This is a genomic window from Ruminococcus sp. XPD3002 (genome assembly GCA_900119535.1).
Classification (GTDB): domain Bacteria; phylum Bacillota; class Clostridia; order Oscillospirales; family Ruminococcaceae; genus Ruminococcus; species Ruminococcus flavefaciens_H.
This window is the reverse complement of the sequence record FPJT01000003.1, coordinates 45,095-62,731: the sequence shown is the minus strand read 5'-3', so window position 1 is coordinate 62,731 and position 17,637 is coordinate 45,095. Positions and strand designations below refer to the sequence as shown.

14 protein-coding genes are annotated in these 17,637 nt (G+C 44.8%); 10 read left to right on the top strand and 4 right to left on the bottom strand.

Features of this window, described 5'->3' with window-relative positions:
* Positions 1 to 44: 44 nt before the first annotated feature.
* From BT127_RS03325 to BT127_RS03315, 3 genes are all read right to left on the bottom strand, one after another.
* On the bottom strand, positions 45 to 1,784 hold the full coding sequence (locus BT127_RS03325) for an ABC transporter ATP-binding protein (RefSeq protein WP_075423616.1): 1,740 nt from the start codon (positions 1,782 to 1,784) through the stop codon (positions 45 to 47).
* The gene (locus tag BT127_RS03320; RefSeq protein ID WP_075423615.1) at positions 1,781 to 3,508 is read right to left on the bottom strand and encodes an ABC transporter ATP-binding protein; all 1,728 of its coding nucleotides are present in this window, start codon (positions 3,506 to 3,508) and stop codon (positions 1,781 to 1,783) included. The genes BT127_RS03325 and BT127_RS03320 overlap by 4 nt, the downstream gene beginning before the upstream one ends.
* Positions 3,509 to 3,578: 70 nt before the next feature.
* Entirely contained in the window at positions 3,579 to 4,811 is a 1,233-nt protein-coding gene (locus BT127_RS03315) for a UTP--glucose-1-phosphate uridylyltransferase (RefSeq protein ID WP_075423614.1), read from the bottom strand.
* Between the two features lie 246 nt (positions 4,812 to 5,057).
* Here BT127_RS03315 and lon point away from each other — a divergent pair, with 246 nt between their 5' ends.
* Genes lon through lysA form a run of 3 tightly spaced genes read left to right on the top strand, consistent with a single transcriptional unit; the run spans position 5,058 to position 9,347 of the window.
* A complete protein-coding gene (lon, locus tag BT127_RS03310; protein WP_075423613.1) occupies positions 5,058 to 7,400 on the top strand; it encodes an endopeptidase La in 2,343 nt (780 codons plus the stop codon).
* A 27-nt stretch (positions 7,401 to 7,427) separates the two neighbouring features.
* Positions 7,428 to 8,048, top strand: coding sequence for a ribosome biogenesis GTP-binding protein YihA/YsxC (gene yihA / locus BT127_RS03305; protein ID WP_075423804.1), 621 nt, complete (start codon positions 7,428 to 7,430; stop codon positions 8,046 to 8,048).
* Between the two features lie 3 nt (positions 8,049 to 8,051).
* Positions 8,052 to 9,347, top strand: coding sequence for a diaminopimelate decarboxylase (gene lysA / locus BT127_RS03300; protein ID WP_139275385.1), 1,296 nt, complete (start codon positions 8,052 to 8,054; stop codon positions 9,345 to 9,347).
* A 47-nt stretch (positions 9,348 to 9,394) separates the two neighbouring features.
* Here lysA and BT127_RS03295 read toward each other — a convergent pair whose 3' ends face one another.
* Positions 9,395 to 10,066, bottom strand: coding sequence for a methyltransferase family protein (locus BT127_RS03295; RefSeq protein ID WP_075423611.1), 672 nt, complete (start codon positions 10,064 to 10,066; stop codon positions 9,395 to 9,397).
* Positions 10,067 to 10,250: 184 nt separating this feature from the next.
* On the opposite strand from BT127_RS03295, the gene BT127_RS03290 reads away from it, so the two are divergent.
* From BT127_RS03290 to BT127_RS03260, 7 genes are all read left to right on the top strand, one after another.
* Complete coding sequence (locus BT127_RS03290; RefSeq protein ID WP_075423610.1) at positions 10,251 to 12,188, top strand: aconitate hydratase; 1,938 nt, start codon at positions 10,251 to 10,253, stop codon at positions 12,186 to 12,188.
* Positions 12,189 to 12,204: 16 nt separating this feature from the next.
* Positions 12,205 to 12,399 carry a hypothetical protein gene (locus BT127_RS03285; RefSeq protein WP_075423609.1) on the top strand — a complete coding sequence of 65 codons (195 nt, stop codon included), beginning with the start codon at positions 12,205 to 12,207 and terminating at the stop codon, positions 12,397 to 12,399.
* 250 nt (positions 12,400 to 12,649) lie between these two features.
* The gene (locus BT127_RS03280; RefSeq protein ID WP_075423608.1) at positions 12,650 to 13,861 is read left to right on the top strand and encodes an NADP-dependent isocitrate dehydrogenase; all 1,212 of its coding nucleotides are present in this window, start codon (positions 12,650 to 12,652) and stop codon (positions 13,859 to 13,861) included.
* Between the two features lie 31 nt (positions 13,862 to 13,892).
* Positions 13,893 to 14,531 (top strand): redox-sensing transcriptional repressor Rex, encoded by a 639-nt coding sequence (locus BT127_RS03275; RefSeq protein ID WP_075423607.1) that lies wholly within the window; start codon positions 13,893 to 13,895, stop codon positions 14,529 to 14,531.
* A 530-nt stretch (positions 14,532 to 15,061) separates the two neighbouring features.
* Positions 15,062 to 16,438 carry a class II fumarate hydratase gene (gene fumC / locus BT127_RS03270; protein WP_075423606.1) on the top strand — a complete coding sequence of 459 codons (1,377 nt, stop codon included), beginning with the start codon at positions 15,062 to 15,064 and terminating at the stop codon, positions 16,436 to 16,438.
* A 24-nt stretch (positions 16,439 to 16,462) separates the two neighbouring features.
* On the top strand, positions 16,463 to 17,260 hold the full coding sequence (locus BT127_RS03265) for a CoB--CoM heterodisulfide reductase iron-sulfur subunit B family protein (RefSeq protein WP_075423605.1): 798 nt from the start codon (positions 16,463 to 16,465) through the stop codon (positions 17,258 to 17,260).
* Positions 17,253 to 17,636 carry a 4Fe-4S dicluster domain-containing protein gene (locus tag BT127_RS03260; RefSeq protein ID WP_075423604.1) on the top strand — a complete coding sequence of 128 codons (384 nt, stop codon included), beginning with the start codon at positions 17,253 to 17,255 and terminating at the stop codon, positions 17,634 to 17,636. Before BT127_RS03265 ends, BT127_RS03260 begins: the two co-directional genes overlap by 8 nt.
* The last annotated feature ends 1 nt before the right edge of the window (position 17,637 follow it).

Genomic DNA, 17,637 nt, shown 5'->3' with positions numbered 1-17,637 from the left:
AAAAATAAGTCCGCAGGAGCAATTCTCTTGCGGACTTTTTCTGTTCAAGAAGCGAACTGACTGTTATACAGTTCTGCGTAGAAGCCGTTCTGAGCCATCAGTTCGGAGTGGCTTCCCTGTTCGATGATGTTGCCGTTTTTCATAACGAGTATGACATCCGAATTTTTGATAGTTGAGAGTCTGTGAGCGATAATGAAGCTTGTTTTGCCTTCCATGAGCTTGTTGAACGCTCGCTGTATACGATGCTCTGTTCGCAGGTCAATGGAGCTTGTAGCTTCGTCGAGGATGAGCATAGGCGGATCCATAAGCATTATCCTTGCGATACAAATGAGCTGTTTCTGACCTTGTGAAAGTCCGCAGTCCTCGGAAATGATCGTATCATAACCCTTTGGAAGACGCTTTATAAAGCCGTGAGCATGTACAGCTTTTGCTGCTGCAATAATGCTTTCAAGTGAGGCATCAGGCATACCGTAGGCGATATTTTCTGCTACAGTACCTGTGAATACCCACGTTTCCTGCAATACCATACCGAAACAGCTTCTGAGGCTGTTGCGTGTGAATTCGGTGTAATTCCTTCCGCCGATGCTGATGCTTCCGCTGTTTATGTCATAGAACCTCAGCAGCAGGTTGATAATAGTTGATTTACCGCATCCCGTAGGACCTACGATAGCGATACGCTGTCCGGGTTTTACGCTGAGACTGAAATCCTGTATCAGTTTCACTTCGGGAACGTACGAGAAGCAAACATTATCGAAATTTATCTGACCTGAGCGGTCTGAAAGCTGTTCCTTATCGGAATCGTCGGGAACTTCTTTTTCGTCCAGAAGGTCGAAAATACGCTGAGCAGAAGCAACTGCATTCTGAAGCTCCGCAAAGACTCCCGATATCTCGTTGAAGGGTTTTGTGTACTGATTGGAGTAGGCAAGGAAGCTCGAAAGCTTACCAACTGACATCGCACCTATAAAAGACGAGTAACCAATAGCGCCGAGAGCTCCGAGAAGTCCTGCGGCGGCATAAATGATACCGTTTACAAAACGTGTTGTGGGATTGGTCATTGAACTGAAGAAAGTAGCCTTTATACCGATATCCTTGTATTTGTTGTTTATTTCAGCGAACCTCTTTTCAGCCTGTTCACCGTAAACGAAAGCCTTGACGATCTTCTGGTTTCCTGCCATTTCTTCTGCAAGTCCAACCATATCGCCTCGCAGTTTGGACTGCTTGACGTATGAATCGTGTGAAGCCTGAGTTATTTTTGAAGCTGCAATGAAAGAGAGAGGCGTAAGCAGTACTACCACAACAGCAATCTTGACATTAATGGTCATCATGAAGATAAGAGTGCCGATTATAGTCATTATACCGCTGAAAAACTGAGCGAATCCCTGCAAAAGACCGTCCGAGATTATTTCCACGTCGTTGATGACTCTGCTTGAAAGCTCACCCTTTGTGTGACCGTCGATGTATTTAAGCGGAACTCTTTCGAGTTTTGCGAATACATCTGCTCTGAGGTCACGGACTGTACCGAAAGCGAGCTTATTTGTGGAGAAAATCATTATCCACTGGAAAATACCGCTTGCTATAACTGTACATGCAAGCTTTATCACGATGGTGAGAAGTTTATCGAAGTCCACATTATCCTTGCCGACACACTGATCAACAGCCTGACCGATGAATATCGGCACAGCAAGTGAGAGTGAAATGCCTGCGGCGGCGAAAACAATAGTCAGAACGAAGTAGAGGATATAGGGACGTGCATAGGAGAAAACGCGTTTCAGTGTACTTATCATGATGCTGATTCCTCCTTTTCATTCATCTGGGACTTGTATATCTCCCTGTATACCTCACAGGAATCGATAAGTTCGGAATGAGTTCCTGTACCGACGGCTTTTCCGTCATCAACAACGACTATCAGCTCGGCGTCCTTAAGAGAAGTTGTACGCTGTGATATCATAACGACGGTGGTATCAGGAAGGTCGGTTTTCAGCGCTTTTCTGAGAGCGAGATCGGTTGAGTAGTCGAGAGCGCTTGTGGAGTCATCAAGTATCACGATATCGGGATCTCCGACGAGCGCCCTTGCAATGGAGATACGCTGTTTCTGACCGCCTGAGAGGTTTTTACCTCCCTGAGAGATAACGGAATCAAGTCCGTTAGGCATTTTTTCAACGAATTCCCATGCCTGAGCAGTTTTCAGCGCATTAATTATTTCTTCATCAGAAGCATCCTGATTCCGCCACTTCATATTATCACGTACAGTACCAGAAAACAGTACAGCCTTCTGCGGGACATAGCCGATCTTCTGCCTTAACTTTTCGGGATCGCAGTCATTGACGTCCTGACCGCCGACAAGTACACAGCCTTCTGTGGCACGGTAAAAGCAGGGGATAAGGGAAGCGATCGTAGATTTACCGCTTCCTGTTCCGCCGATGATTCCGAGCATCTCTCCTCGTCCTATAGAGAATGATATGTTATGAAGGGCATCGTCGCCTGAGTTGTCGTAGGCAAAGCGTACACCGCGGAACTCTATCATTCTTTCAGAAGAACTGTCGGGAACGAGTGAACCTTTTTCCTCGGACGGGATATCGAATACCTCTGAAATGCGGTTAGCTGATGCAAAAGCTTTAGTGAATATGATTATCAGGTTTGCGAATACGATGAGAGCAAGGAGTATCTGAGTCATGTAGTTTGTGAATGCGGTAAGTTCGCCCTGAGTAAGATCGCCGATATTGATACGTTTTCCGCCGAACCAGAGTATAGCAACGATTCCGAGGTTCATTATCATGAATGAGACGGGATTGAGTATTGCGGATATCTTACCTACAGCAATGGAGCATTTTTCTATTTCGTCCACAGCGGAGTTGAATTCATCTATTTCCTCCTGTTGGCGTGAAAAAGCACGGATAACCCTTGCACCTTCGAGGTTTTCCGAAGTAAGCATAGCAGCGTGGTCGAGCTTCTGCTGATTGGTCTTGTACATGGGAACGGTTTTACGCATTATGAAGAATATCACCGCTGAAATGAGTGGAGCGGCAACAAAGAATATCATCGAAAGCTTCACATCTATGGATACAGCCATTACCGCCGCACCAATGATAAGGAAAGGCGCTCTCACAGCAAGGCGGATGAACATATTAACGCCGTTCTGAACGGTATTTGTATCGTTGGTAAGACGGTTAACAATGGAGGAAGTACCTATCTTGTCGATACCGCTGAAGGACAGTGTATTAATGTGCTTGTACAGCGCCTCACGGAGTTCCGTACCGAATCCGTAGGCACATCTTGCCGCAAGGTATTGACAGGTAAGAGCGAATCCGAGCCCGAAAACACCGAGAAGAACGATGAGACCGCTCATGCGGAAGATATAACCGCTGTCATTATTGGCGATGCCATTGTCGATTATTTTAGCCATAACAACAGGTACTATCAGTTCAAATATTGCTTCGAGGAGCTTGAAAAAGGGACCGAAAACCAGTTCCTTTTTATAGTTTGTCAGGAATCTGAGAAGTTTTTTCATAAATCAACCACCGTAAAAAATAATTGACATAGGAAAGACACTCTCTGTAGGAAGAAAGTGTCTTTAGTGATCATAATTCAATGCCGTTTTCTTTGAGAAGTTCACGGGCGGATTCAACCGAATCAACGCCCTTGGCATTTTTTATGGGAGCGAACTCCTTGTTTCTTACCACTTCATACGGAAGACATGAATCGTGTTGATGTACCATGTCGAGAACGAGTGTTTCAAACTTGTGACCGTTAGGCTTTTCGGGAGTTACGAATCTGCCGTTTTCGTCCATATGAGGTATCTTCTTTTCAACGATATGAACGGGTAGGTCATTTCCGTAGATGTTCATGAGCTTTTCAACGCTGAAAAGGTAATTGAGTATAACGCCGTACTTATAGGCAAGCTGACCGTTCTCTTTTCTGAGATTGATCATATCCGGAGTCATTTCGTAGTACTCAACGATAGAAGGCTTGTCATCTTCAAGACAAAGTACACCTACTTTTTCCTCAGGAGCAGCTTTGCTTACGACCTTGCCGCCGGACTCACATCCCGACCTTATGACTGCACCTATGAACATAGGATCGGCTATCTGCTGTAGAACGTTGTCCACAGCAAAAACGTTTATCCACTCTACGCCTTTTTCCTTTATTTCGTCAAGGAGTCCCGCTCTAACCAGTGAGGAGAACCAGCCGCCGTTGCCGTTCGGAGATGAGCATATCTTAGATTTGCTCTCCATATAGATCTTGCCGTTGAAGTCAACAGCAGGAGCCATATCCTGTATGAAGAAGCGTACGAACTCCTTATCGTATCCGAAGTAGTCATGCTCTTCGAGGAAATCAACGGTATCACGGTTGTTTATCTCACTTGTCATTATATACAGCGGGACCATAGTCCCAGCCATGTCAGTAACTTTTTTAAGGTTATTGATAAGACATTCAAAGATATAAAGTTCCCTGTCCACACCTACGTTGAACATGCCCTTGGGTTTATCGAACCCGAGACGAGTACCCTGACCGCCTGCAAGGAGGACAGCGGCAGTTTTACCGTTTTTAATGGCATCAAGACCAACTTTCAAATAATCTTCACGATTGGAAGCTATATCTTCGGTCGTAACAGCGTCGAGAGGCTTGAAAACGCCTCTTTTGAGGTTTGAGTTCTTTTCCTTATCGAGATTATCGAGGAGAGAAAAATCTATATTTTCGATCTGATCCAGAAGAGATCTCTGTTCGGTTTCTGTCAGTTCGCCGAAGTGTTTCAGGATATGTTCCTGACCGTATTCAGCGAGTATTTTTTCAGCGTCGTTATATGTTAGCATACGTTCTCCTTATGATTGCATAAAACAAATATAATGAATGCTCAGTATTTGCTCAGCATTTATTATATCATATTATTTAGTATGTGTCAATTAATTTTTATGGAATATTACATAATGAAAATGCTCACAGAATTTTCACTTGCAATTAGTACGGATTTATAGTATAATAAGTATTATCTAAATTATTGAGAAGAATAATGGATCAGATCAAAGAGATAAAGAGAAAAAAGAAATGTGGTGAAAACTATGGAACAGACAATAAAAAGTGATAAGAGTACGGAATCGGGAAACGTAATGTATGCTGTTGCCATGAGAGGACTTGTTGCCTTTCCGAAAATGGTCATGCATTTTGATGTAGCAAGGGATAAATCTGTTGCTTCCATAGAGAAGGCTCTTAAAAATGACGGAAAGCTTTTTCTCGTTACACAGCACGAGACGTATGTTGACACTCCGAAGGCATCAGATCTGTACAAGGTCGGTGTAGTTGCAGAGATAAAACAGGTGCTTAAGCTTCCTGATAATATTATGAAGGTCCTTGTAGAGGGTGTATACAAAGCAAATCTTGTCAGACTTATCGATGACGGAGATGCACTCAGGGCAGAGGTAAAGCGCACCCCAACTTATTCAAGGGCAAAATACGACATGGTAGAAGCGGAAGCACTCATGCGTTCGGTCAAGGACGTTTTTGAGAGATATTCCTCATACTTCCCGAGAATGCCGAAGGAGCTTCTTGTATCTGTAATGACGCAGGATGATCCCATAAAGCTTTTCGAGGCAGTAACATTCAACTGCAACCTGAATTACAGGGATAAGCAGACACTTCTTGAAGAATCCAATATAATAAATAAGCTTTCGGTTCTTTTTGCATGCCTTACATCAGAGGTAGAGATACTGGGACTTGAAAACCTCATCAACGAGCAGACAAAGAACAGCATCGACAAGGGACAGAAAGAGTATTACCTCCGTGAACAGCTGAGAGTTATACAGGAACAGCTTGGCGAGGACGAAGGTGACGAGGCTTTCAATTACATCAGTGATATAATGGCGCTTAAGCTTGATGACAAGAGTCAGGATAAGCTTCTTAAGGAAGCCGATAAGCTTACAAAGCTCCCGCCTTCATCACAGGAAGCCTTTGTTATTAAGAATTACCTTGACACAGTTCTTGACCTTCCGTGGGGCAAGTACACCAAGGCGAAAATGTCCATAGAGAAGGCTGAGAACATACTGAACAAGGATCACTACGGACTAAAAAAGGTCAAGGAACGCATACTCGAATTCCTTGCAGTACATATGCTGAATCCCGAGATAAAGGGACAGATAATCTGTCTCGCGGGCCCTCCCGGTATAGGTAAGACATCTATTGCGAAGTCTATCGCAAAGGCGATGGGTAGAAAGTACGCAAGAGTTTCTCTTGGCGGTGTTCGTGATGAGGCTGATATCAGAGGCCACAGAAAGACATACGTAGGAGCAATGCCTGGACGCGTTATTACAGCACTCCAGCAGGCAGGCTCAGCAAATCCGCTGATCCTTTTTGACGAGATAGACAAGCTTTGCAGTGATATAAAGGGCGATCCTTCATCGGCGATGCTGGAAGTTCTTGATAGTGAGCAGAACAATGCTTTCCGTGATCACTTTATCGAGATCCCGTTCGACCTCAGCAAGGCAGTTTTCATAACAACCGCAAATGACGTTTCAGCTATCCCGGGACCGCTTCTGGACCGTATGGAAGTCATCGAGCTTCCGAGCTATACAGCAGAGGAGAAGTTCCATATTGCAAAGGAGCATCTTATTCCCAAGCAGCTCAAGGAACACGGACTGAAGGCTTCACAGCTCAAGATAGATGACAAGGCTATACACAAGATCATACAGCTTTACACAAAGGAAGCCGGTGTAAGAACTCTTGAACGCTATATAGCTTCACTCTGCCGAAAGACAGCAAAGAAGATAGCTTCAGGTGAGGCAAAGCGCGTGACTATCAAGGAAAAGGACGTTCATACATATCTCGGTGTTGAGAAATATTCGCCTGATCTTTCATCTAAGCAGGATCAGGTTGGCGTAGTCAACGGACTTGCTTGGACTTCCGTAGGCGGTGTACTGATGCCGATTGAGGTAATGGTACTTGACGGAAGCGGCAAGATAGAGGTCACCGGTTCACTGGGCGATGTCATGAAGGAAAGCGCTAAGATAGCGGTAAGCTATGTAAGAAGCGTTGCGGATAAGTACGGCATTGATCCTAATTTCCACAAGGAAAAGGATATCCACATACACGCACCAGAGGGCGCTGTACCGAAGGACGGTCCTTCAGCAGGCGTTACCATGACAACAGCTCTTGTTTCTGCACTTTCAGGCAAGGCGGTAAGAGCTGACATAGCAATGACAGGTGAGATAACACTTCACGGCAAGGTACTTGCAATAGGCGGACTCAGGGAAAAAACAATGGCTGCATATAAGTCTGAGATAAAGACTGTCATAATCCCTTTCGCTAATAAGCCGGACCTTGAAGAAGTGGACGATGTAGTAAAGGATGCCATAGAGTTCGTATATGCTGAGGATCTCAGCACTGTACTCGATACGGCACTGATAAAATAAATACGGAAGGAAGTGCGGCAGGTGAAACTGAATTACAATAAAGCGGAATACATCGCATCCTACGGCAAGTTCTCACAGATCCCGCCGCAGGACAGGATAGAGATAGCCTTTGCGGGACACTCGAATGTGGGAAAATCCACGCTTATAAATAAACTTTTTAACAGGAAGAACCTTGCGAGAGTCAGCTCCGTTCCCGGAAAGACGGCAACTATCAACTTCTACGGACTTGAGCATATATATTTCGTGGACCTTCCCGGTTACGGATATGCAAAGGTTGCTAAGTCCGAGAAGGAGCGATGGGCAGGTCTTATAGAGGGCTACCTCAATTCCGAAAGAGATATACGTCTTGTGTTCATGCTGGTGGATATGCGCCATGCACCTACAAAGGACGATATCCACATGATAAATTACCTTATCGACGCTGAAATGCCCTTTGTACTCGTTCTCACCAAAGCCGACAAGCTGAAAAAGAACGAGCGCATAAAGAGAATGGAAGCTTTCTCTGAAGAGATACCATACTTTGATGAGATGCATGTTGTACCGTTCTCATCCCAGACATACGAGGGCGTGGAAGAACTGAGACAAATAGTTGAAGACATAGCTTTTGATGAAGAAGATGATACAAATACGATAAGTGAGGATGTGTAAATAATGTTATACGAGAATATGGGCGTTACTGCTGAGGGACATTTCACCTTTGGCGGCGCAGATACAACTGAACTTGCAGCAGAGTACGGAACCCCGTTATACGTAATGGACGAGAATATGGTCAGAAAGGCTGTACGCCGTTTTATGGACAGCATGGAGAAGTACTACGGCGGACGCGGTGAGGTTCACTATGCAAGCAAGGCGTTCTCATGCATGGAGATGTGCCGCATCATAAACAGCGAGGGGGCAGGTCTCGATGCTGTATCTATCGGTGAACTCTATACAGCAGTAAAGGCAGGTTTTGACGTTAAGAAGATAGGCTTCCACGGTAATAACAAGACAGATGAGGAGCTTCGCTACGCAGTAGAAGTCGGCGTCGGACACATTATAGTTGACAATATAAGCGAGCTGGAGCGTCTTGAAAAGATAGCTGCCGAGCTTGGAAAGAAGCCTTCTATAATGTTCAGGATAAAGCCCGGTATAGATGCTCATACACATGATTTCGTAAAGACGGGACAGATAGACAGCAAGTTTGGATTCGCACTTGAAACAGGAGAGGCTTTTGAAGCTGTAAAGCAGGCTGTAGCATGCAGCAATGTAGAGCTTACAGGTATCCACTGCCATATCGGTTCACAGATATTTGACATCGCACCTTTCGAGGAAGCTGCAAGAGTTATGATCGGCTTTATTTCCGAGATAAAGAACAAGCTTGATTATGAGATCAAGGGACTCAACCTCGGCGGCGGATTCGGCATCAAGTACCTTGACAGCGACGATCCTTCACCATTCGAGACGTATATGGAGCGCGTATCGAAGGTAGTTGCAGGGGAGTGCGAGAGACTTGGCATTGCACAGCCTTTCATCTACATCGAACCCGGACGTTCTATTGCAGCTCCGGCAGGTATAACACTTTACACAGTTGGTGCCCGCAAGGAGATACCGAATATCCGCACATATGTATCTGTTGACGGCGGTATGCCTGATAATCCGAGATATATACTCTATGGATCCGAGTATTCTGCACTCGTTGCTAATAAGGCGAACGAGGAACGCAGTGAGAAGGTTACTATCGCAGGAAAGTGCTGTGAAAGCGGAGACCTTATCGGCGAGAATATGCCCCTTCAGCATGCTGAAAGCGGCGATATAATAGCGGTACTTGCTACAGGCGCTTATAACTACTCTATGTCGTCGAATTACAACAGACTCCAGAAGCCTGCTGTAGTTTTCGTAAAGGACGGAGCTTCACGCGTTGCAGTAAAGAGAGAGACTCTCGACGATATAATCAGAAACGATATATAAAAGATAAGCCCGAAGGATATTTCCTTCGGGCATTTTGCTGCGTTTTTTTACCATATAAACGGTATAACTTTGTATCTGACCTTCTTTTTATATTCATCATAGCCTTTTAGTCCGTGGGACAGAACCTCTTCTTCGTTTTTAATACGCTTTGCAATGATAGGGATATAGGACAGAAGTATTATAAACGAAAACACCGAGCCGAGTACAAGTCCCATTGACAAAAACAGGATCAGTGTTGAACAGTACATAGGATGACGGACTATCCCGTATAACCCCGAGTCTATAACAGTCTGTTCTTCCTGAACCTCAACAGTTCTTGAAAGATAAACGTTTTCACGGAGAACTTCCGCATACATAAGATAGCCGAGGATGAACACTGCTGCGGAGATATAAAAAACAGCATCAGGCAGGATAAGCCATTGAAAGCGGTGATTCAGACCTGCTGCAACAAATGCAGCTGTGAACATTATGCCGCTCAGCGCTATAACGGACTTCTGCTCGGTTTCGTTTTCTTTTGCATTAAGACGCTTTTTCAGGAGCTCGGGCTGTTTGAACATCATTATGATACCGACGATAAGCATAGGCAGAAACAGAAGGAATATAAAGAGCCATCCGTTACGGTAATCCAGACCACCTGCGGGAATAAACAAAAGCAGAGCGATGATAAGAAAACCGAAGATAAATTTTGTAAATGCCTGTATAAATATTTTCTTGTTCATTATAAACCTCCTTAAATAAAAATGTAAATTAATTATATCATAAGTATACAACTTAGTCAATATAGGCTTTGTATATACTAACATCTATGAAGTATTTAATTTTGGATTTACTTTGTTTAAATCTTGACAAACATACTTTTATGTAGTAAAATAAAATATATATGTATTGAAAGGACTGATTTCATTGGGTTTAACACTTACTGAAAAAATACTCAAGGCACATCTCGTTGACGGCGAGTATGTCAAGGGTCAGGAGATCGGCATCCGTATCGATCAGACTCTCACACAGGACGCTACAGGTACAATGGCTTACCTCGAATTCGAGGCTATAGGTGTACCTCGTGTAAAGACAGAGCGTTCGGTAGCTTATATAGACCACAACACTCTTCAGAGCGGCTTCGAGAATGCCGACGATCACCGCTTCATAGGCAGCGTAGCAAAGAAGCACGGTATATACTTCTCACGTCCGGGCAACGGTATCTGCCATCAGGTACATCTTGAGCGTTTTGGTATCCCCGGTAAGACCCTTATCGGTTCTGACAGTCATACACCTACAGGCGGCGGTATCGGTATGATCGCTATCGGCGCAGGCGGACTTGATGTTGCTGTTGCTATGGGCGGCGGCGCATACTACATAACATGCCCTAAGGTCGTAAAGGTAAACCTCACAGGCAAGCTTCGTCCGTGGGTAGCTGCAAAGGACGTTATCCTTGAAGTTCTGAGAAGAATGTCAGTCAAGGGCGGCGTTGGCAAGGTAATAGAGTACTGCGGCGAAGGCGTAAAGACTCTTTCTGTACCTGAGAGAGCTACTATCACAAACATGGGAGCAGAACTTGGTGCAACTACATCCATATTCCCTTCAGACGAAGTAACAAAGCAGTTCCTTAAGGCACAGAAGCGTGAAGAGGTATGGACTCCTCTTGCAGCTGATCCTGATGCAGAGTACGATGAGGAACTGAATATTGACCTCAGCACACTTGTACCTCTTGCTGCATGTCCTCACTCTCCTGACAACGTAAAGAGCGTTGAAGAGATAGGCAAGCTTAAGATAGATCAGGTTTGTATCGGTTCATGCACGAATTCATCTCTCCTTGATATGCTCAAGGTAGCACATATCCTCAAGGGCAAGACAGTTCATCCCGATGTTTCACTCGCTATCGCACCCGGTTCAAAGCAGGTTCTCAACATGATGGCTGAGAACGGCGCACTTGCTATACTTATCGACGCAGGTGCAAGAATCCTCGAGAGTGCATGCGGTCCATGTATCGGTATGGGACAGTCGCCTAACTCAAAGGGAATCTCACTCCGTACATTCAACCGTAACTTTGAGGGACGTTCTGGAACAAAGGACGGACAGATCTACCTTGTATCTCCTGAAATGGCAGCTGCATCAGCACTTACAGGCTACCTTACAGATCCGAGAGATCTCGGTGATATGCCTGAATTCAAGCTTCCTGAGGAATTCACAATCAATGATAACATGATAGTACCTCCTGCACCTGCTGAGGAAATGGACAGCGTAGAGATCCTCCGCGGACCAAACATCAAGCCTTATCCGGAAACATCTCCGCTCCTTGAAACTATAGATGCACCTGTATCTCTCAAGGTTGGCGACAATATAACAACAGACCACATTATGCCTGCGGGAGCTAAGATACTTCCTCTCCGTTCAAATATCCCGAAGATCTCACAGCACTGCTTTGCTGTCTGTGACGAGAGCTTCCCTGAGAGAGCAAAGTCACTTGGCAAGAGCATAATCGTAGGCGGTTCAAACTACGGACAGGGTTCATCCCGTGAACATGCAGCACTTGCACCTCTTTACCTTGGCGTAAAGGCAGTTCTTGTGAAGTCATTTGCACGTATCCACAGAGCTAACTTAATCAATGCAGGAATCCTTCCTCTCACATTCGTGAACGAGGCTGACTATGACAAGATAGCACAGGGTGACGAGCTTGTGCTTGCCGACGTCAGAAAGGCAGTTGCAGAAGGAAAGTCGGAGCTTACTGTAGTCAACAAGACAAACGGCGCTGAGATCCCCGTACTCTGCGAGCTTTCAGGACGTACAAAGGATATCATGCTTGCAGGCGGACTCCTTGACTATACAAGAGAATCAATGAAGTGATCGGAGAGTGAACATATTGAATGCGGCAGAAGGTGCAGCTGAACTCATAGTATTCTTTATAGTACTTATACTTGCACTTCTCGGGATAAATACCTACAGACATATCAGAAACGGAGTCTGGAAGGGATTCCTGAAAGCAGCGGATATAATTGTTATACTTCTGTTCGCTGCGTTAGCTGTTGCATTTCTTATGCTTCTCCACCATACATAAAAAATGCTTGATTTAATGAACTATGCATTGCTGCGGCGTCACAGCTGGACAGCAAAGGATTATGCAATATCAGCGCTTGGCTTGGCGGTGTATCTGTTTATGAACTGGCTGCTGCCAAAGCTGATAAAGAACGTTGATACGAAGCTGCTGCAAACGATCTCTCTCGTTGCAGCTGCCATCGTTATTCTTGCGATCTATTTTATGACATAGCACCCGTTCGGGAAAAATTTTATTCAGGAGGTCTGAACCAATGGCTAAAATAACTATGAAAACTCCGCTGGTCGAAATGGACGGCGACGAGATGACCAGAATACTCTGGGCATGGATAAAAGAAACTCTTCTTGAACCATATGTAGAGCTGAATACCGAGTATTACGACCTCGGACTCAAACACCGTGAGGAGACCAAGGATCAGGTAACTATCGATTCAGCCGAAGCAACAAAGAAGTACGGCGTTGCAGTAAAGTGCGCAACTATCACTCCTAACGCTGCAAGAATGCCTGAGTATAATCTTACTCAGATGTGGAAGTCGCCAAACGGAACTATCCGTGCTGCACTTGACGGTACAGTATTCCGTACACCTATCATTGTAAAGGGAATAGAGCCATATATCCCTACATGGACAAAGCCCATAACTATCGCTCGTCACGCTTACGGCGATGTATATAAGAACACAGAGATGCGCGTTGAGAAGGGCTGCAAGGCTGAACTTGTTGTAACAGACAAGAACGGCAATGAAACTCGTGAACTCATCCATGATTTCACAAAGTGTGACGGTATAATCCAGGGACTTCATAACCTTGACGAATCTATCGCAGGTTTTGCAAGAGCGTGTCTTAACTACGGACTCGACCTTAAGCAGGACGTATGGTTCGCATCAAAGGATACTATCTCAAAGAAGTATGACCACAGATTCAAGGACATCTTCCAGGAGATCTACGATAACGAGTACAAGGAAAAGTACGAGGCAGCAGGCATCGAGTACTTCTATACTCTCATCGATGATGCAGTTGCAAGAGTTATCCGTTCAAACGGCGGTTATATCTGGGCTTGCAAGAACTATGACGGCGATGTTATGTCCGACATGGTATCTACAGCATACGGCAGCCTTGCTATGATGACTTCGGTACTTGTTTCTCCTGACGGAATTTACGAGTATGAAGCAGCACACGGTACAGTACAGCGTCACTACTACAAGTATCTTAAGGGCGAAGAGACTTCCACAAACTCTGTTGCAACAATATTTGCATGGAGCGGCGCTCTCAGAAAGAGGGGAGAGCTTGACGGAACTCCTGAGCTCTGCGAATTTGCAGATAAGCTTGAAAAGGCTACAATACAGACAATTGAGGACGGAGTAATGACAGGCGACCTCTATCTTATTTCAAAGCTTGATAACAAGAAGAAAGTCGACTCTAAGACATTCCTTGACGAGATAAAGGTGAGACTCGATAAAATGATGTAATACATCATGATAAGATTGAGAGGCGCTAAAAATGTCAAAAAACGCAATATCTAATTCAGTGATAAGACGTCTTCCGAGATACTACAGATTTCTTGGCGAACTTGAAAATAATGACTACATCCGCATTTCTTCAAGGGAACTTGCAGAGAAAATGGGACTTACCGCATCTCAGATCCGTCAGGATTTCAACTGTTTCGGCGAGTTCGGACAGCAGGGCTACGGATACAATGTGAGCGAACTCAGGACTGAGATAGGAAAGATACTCGGACTTGATTCACTTAAGCCTATGATACTTCTCGGCGCAGGAAACCTCGGCAGTGCGATCGCAGCACATCTTGATTTCAAGAACCGCGGTTTTGAGCTTATCGGCATATTTGATGCCAATAAGAGCCTTGTCGGTAAGGAGATAGGAGAACTCAAGGTCACGGATATCGAGGAGCTTGAGGATTTCTGCAAGGAGAGATCACCGGAGGCTGCAATTCTTTGTATACCGAAGGATGCTGCTGTTACGGAAGCGGAAATACTCATCAGCTACGGAATAAAGGCGTTCTGGAATTTCACACACTACGACCTGAAAATGGCTTATAAAGATGTAATAGTTGAAAACGTTCATCTTGGTGACAGCCTTACGACATTATCCTATTGCATTAATTCTCTGGATAAAAAGTAAAATAATAAACTGCACAGCGGTCAGTAACCTGACCGCTTTACAGGAAAAATGTGTGTGATTTTTTTATCAATCTTTTTGAACTGCATATTATTTTGGATATGCAGATATAACTTAAATTACATGTGTATAAATCAAAATGCGTTTTTTTGAAAGCTTGCAGGAAGATAATTCCAATTATTTCTTTTAGTTGTGACTAACAGTCAATTCGGTAGATTCAGTCTATTATTGCGCCTTTCCTGATACTGCTGAAGGCTTCGGCTATCAACTTATACAATTATATATTGATGATTCTCAAAAAATATATGTGATATATTATACTTTCTGAATTATAACAATAAATATATACCGAAGGAAAAAATGGCCTTAGTGCCACAAACATTGTTAATATTATATCAATACAAGAATAACTTTATTCTTAAAGAGCATTTGAAATTATCTCAATTTGCTGATATACTTATATTGTACGATTATAAATTGTTTCACAGAGGACCTTACGTCCTCTGTGACAGACTTTACAGGGGGAGATCAGAATGGATTACCGCATAGAACACGACTCGATGGGCGAGGTTAAAGTTCCTGCCGACAAATACTGGGCAGCTCAGACCGAGCGCAGCCATGAGAATTTCCTTATCGGAGTCGGTATCGAGACAATGCCGAGAGAGATCACACATGCTTTCGGCATACTGAAGAAGGCTGCTGCTATCGCGAATAATAAGCTTAAGCCGGAGAGAATGACAGAGCAGAAGCTTGCTGCTATATCTCAGGCATGCGACGAAGTCATAAGCGGAAGTCTCAACGACCATTTCCCTCTTGTAGTATGGCAGACGGGCAGCGGTACGCAGTCCAATATGAACGCCAATGAAGTTATTGCCAACAGGGGAAATGAGATAGCAGGAGAAAAGCTCCTTCACCCTAACGATGACATCAACATGAGCCAGTCGTCAAATGACACCTTCCCGACAGCTATGCATATTGCAGCTGTTGTTGCCCTTGAAGACAAGGTCATACCTGCCGTTGACACTCTGATAAGCACATTTATCAGACTTGAAGAAGAAAACGAGGGTATCGTCAAGAGCGGAAGAACACATCTTCAGGATGCTACTCCCATCAAGTTCTCACAGGAGATAAGCGGTTGGAGAGCTTCTCTGGAGAAGGACAGAAAGATGATACTCACAGCCTGCGAAGAACTTAAGGAACTCGCACTGGGCGGAACAGCAGTCGGCACAGGACTCAACGCTCCGAGCGGATTCGCAGAAAGTGCGGCAGAAGCTATAAGCGAACTTACAGGAAAGAAATTCATAACCTCTCCTAACAAGTTCCACTCTCTCACATCAAAGGACGAGATAGTATTTGCTCACGGCGCACTTAAAGCTCTTGCAGCAGACATGATGAAGATAGCCAACGATGTCCGCTGGCTGGCATCAGGTCCGAGAGACGGACTCGGAGAGATATTCATTCCCGAGAACGAACCCGGCTCATCGATAATGCCCGGCAAGGTCAACCCCACACAGTGCGAACAGGTAACTATGGTGGCTGTACAGGTAATGGGCAACGATGTCGCAGTCGGAATGGCTGCTTCACAGGGCAACTTCGAGCTTAACGTGTTCATGCCTGTTTGTGCATACAATTTCCTCCAGTCTGCAAGACTCCTTGCAGAGTCGATAACTTCGTTCAATAAGAACTGTGCTGTCGGAATAAAAGCAAATAAGGAAAAAATGCACCACAATCTCTACAACTCACTTATGCTGGTAACTGCACTTAATCCATACATCGGATACGAGAATGCAGCCAAGACAGCTAAGAAGGCTTTCAAGGAAAACAAGTCTCTGAAAGAAGCATGCACAGAGCTCGGATTCCTTACGGAAGAGAAATTCGACGAGGTTTTCCACCCCGAGGAAATGGTTTAAGATACAACGAAAGGAAGCGTACTTATGGAAACTTTCACTTACTATCCGGGCTGTACGCTGAGAACTAAAGCTAAGGACCTTGATACTTATGCAAGGTCCTCTGCCGAGGCTCTCGGGATAGCTCTTGAAGAACCCTCCGACTGGCAGTGCTGCGGCGGAGCTTATACTACTGCAAAGGACGAGATAGCGACCAAGCTTTCGGCAGTAAGAACGCTCAACGCTGCGAAGGAGCTTGACAGACCGCTCATCACAGTCTGTTCCGCCTGTCATAATGTGATCAAGCAGACAAACTATGATATTTCCCGTGATGAGGAAATGGCATCCAAGGTAAACAACTACCTCAAGCTCGCTGAACCGTATAACGGTGAGACAAAGGTTTATCACTACCTGGAGATGTTAAGGGATGTGATCGGATTCGATAACCTTGCTTCAAAGGTGACAAATCCCTTTAAGGGCAAGAAGATCGCAGCTTATTACGGATGCCTTCTTCTCCGTCCCAGCAAGGCGCTTGCAATGGACGATCCGGAGAATCCGACTATCATGGAGGATTTCATCAAGGCTATCGGAGGAACTCCTGTTATATACGCACAGAGGAACGAATGCTGCGGCGGATATATCACGATGGAGGACAAAGCACAGGCTGCAAAGCGCAGCGGAGCTGTTATGGATTCAGCAAAGGACCAGGGTGCAGATATGATAATAACCGCCTGTCCTCTTTGCCTGTACAATCTTAAAAAGAATTCAGGCTCTGATCTTCCCGTTTACTATTTCACCGAACTTCTTGCCGAGGCGCTTGGCTTAAAGGAGGATAACAATGGATAAGAATTTAAAAGAACAGATTCTCCGTGCCAGCGGTGTAAACGTGCTTAAGTGCATGAGATGCGGAAAGTGCTCGGGCACATGTCCTTCTTATGACGAGATGGAATATCATCCTCACCAGTTTGTATACATGGTCGAGAAAGGCGATATAGAAAAGCTGATGAATTCCGCTTCACTTTATAAGTGCCTTACATGCTTTGCATGTGTAGAGAGATGTCCGAGAAATGTTGAGCCTGCAAAGGTAGTTGAGGCTGTACGTCTTGCAGCAATACGTCAGCAGGGCAACAACCACCTCACACCTGCAATGATACCCGATATGATCGACGAAGACATCCCGCAGCAGGCATTAGTTACTGCATTCAGGAAATATACAAAGTAAG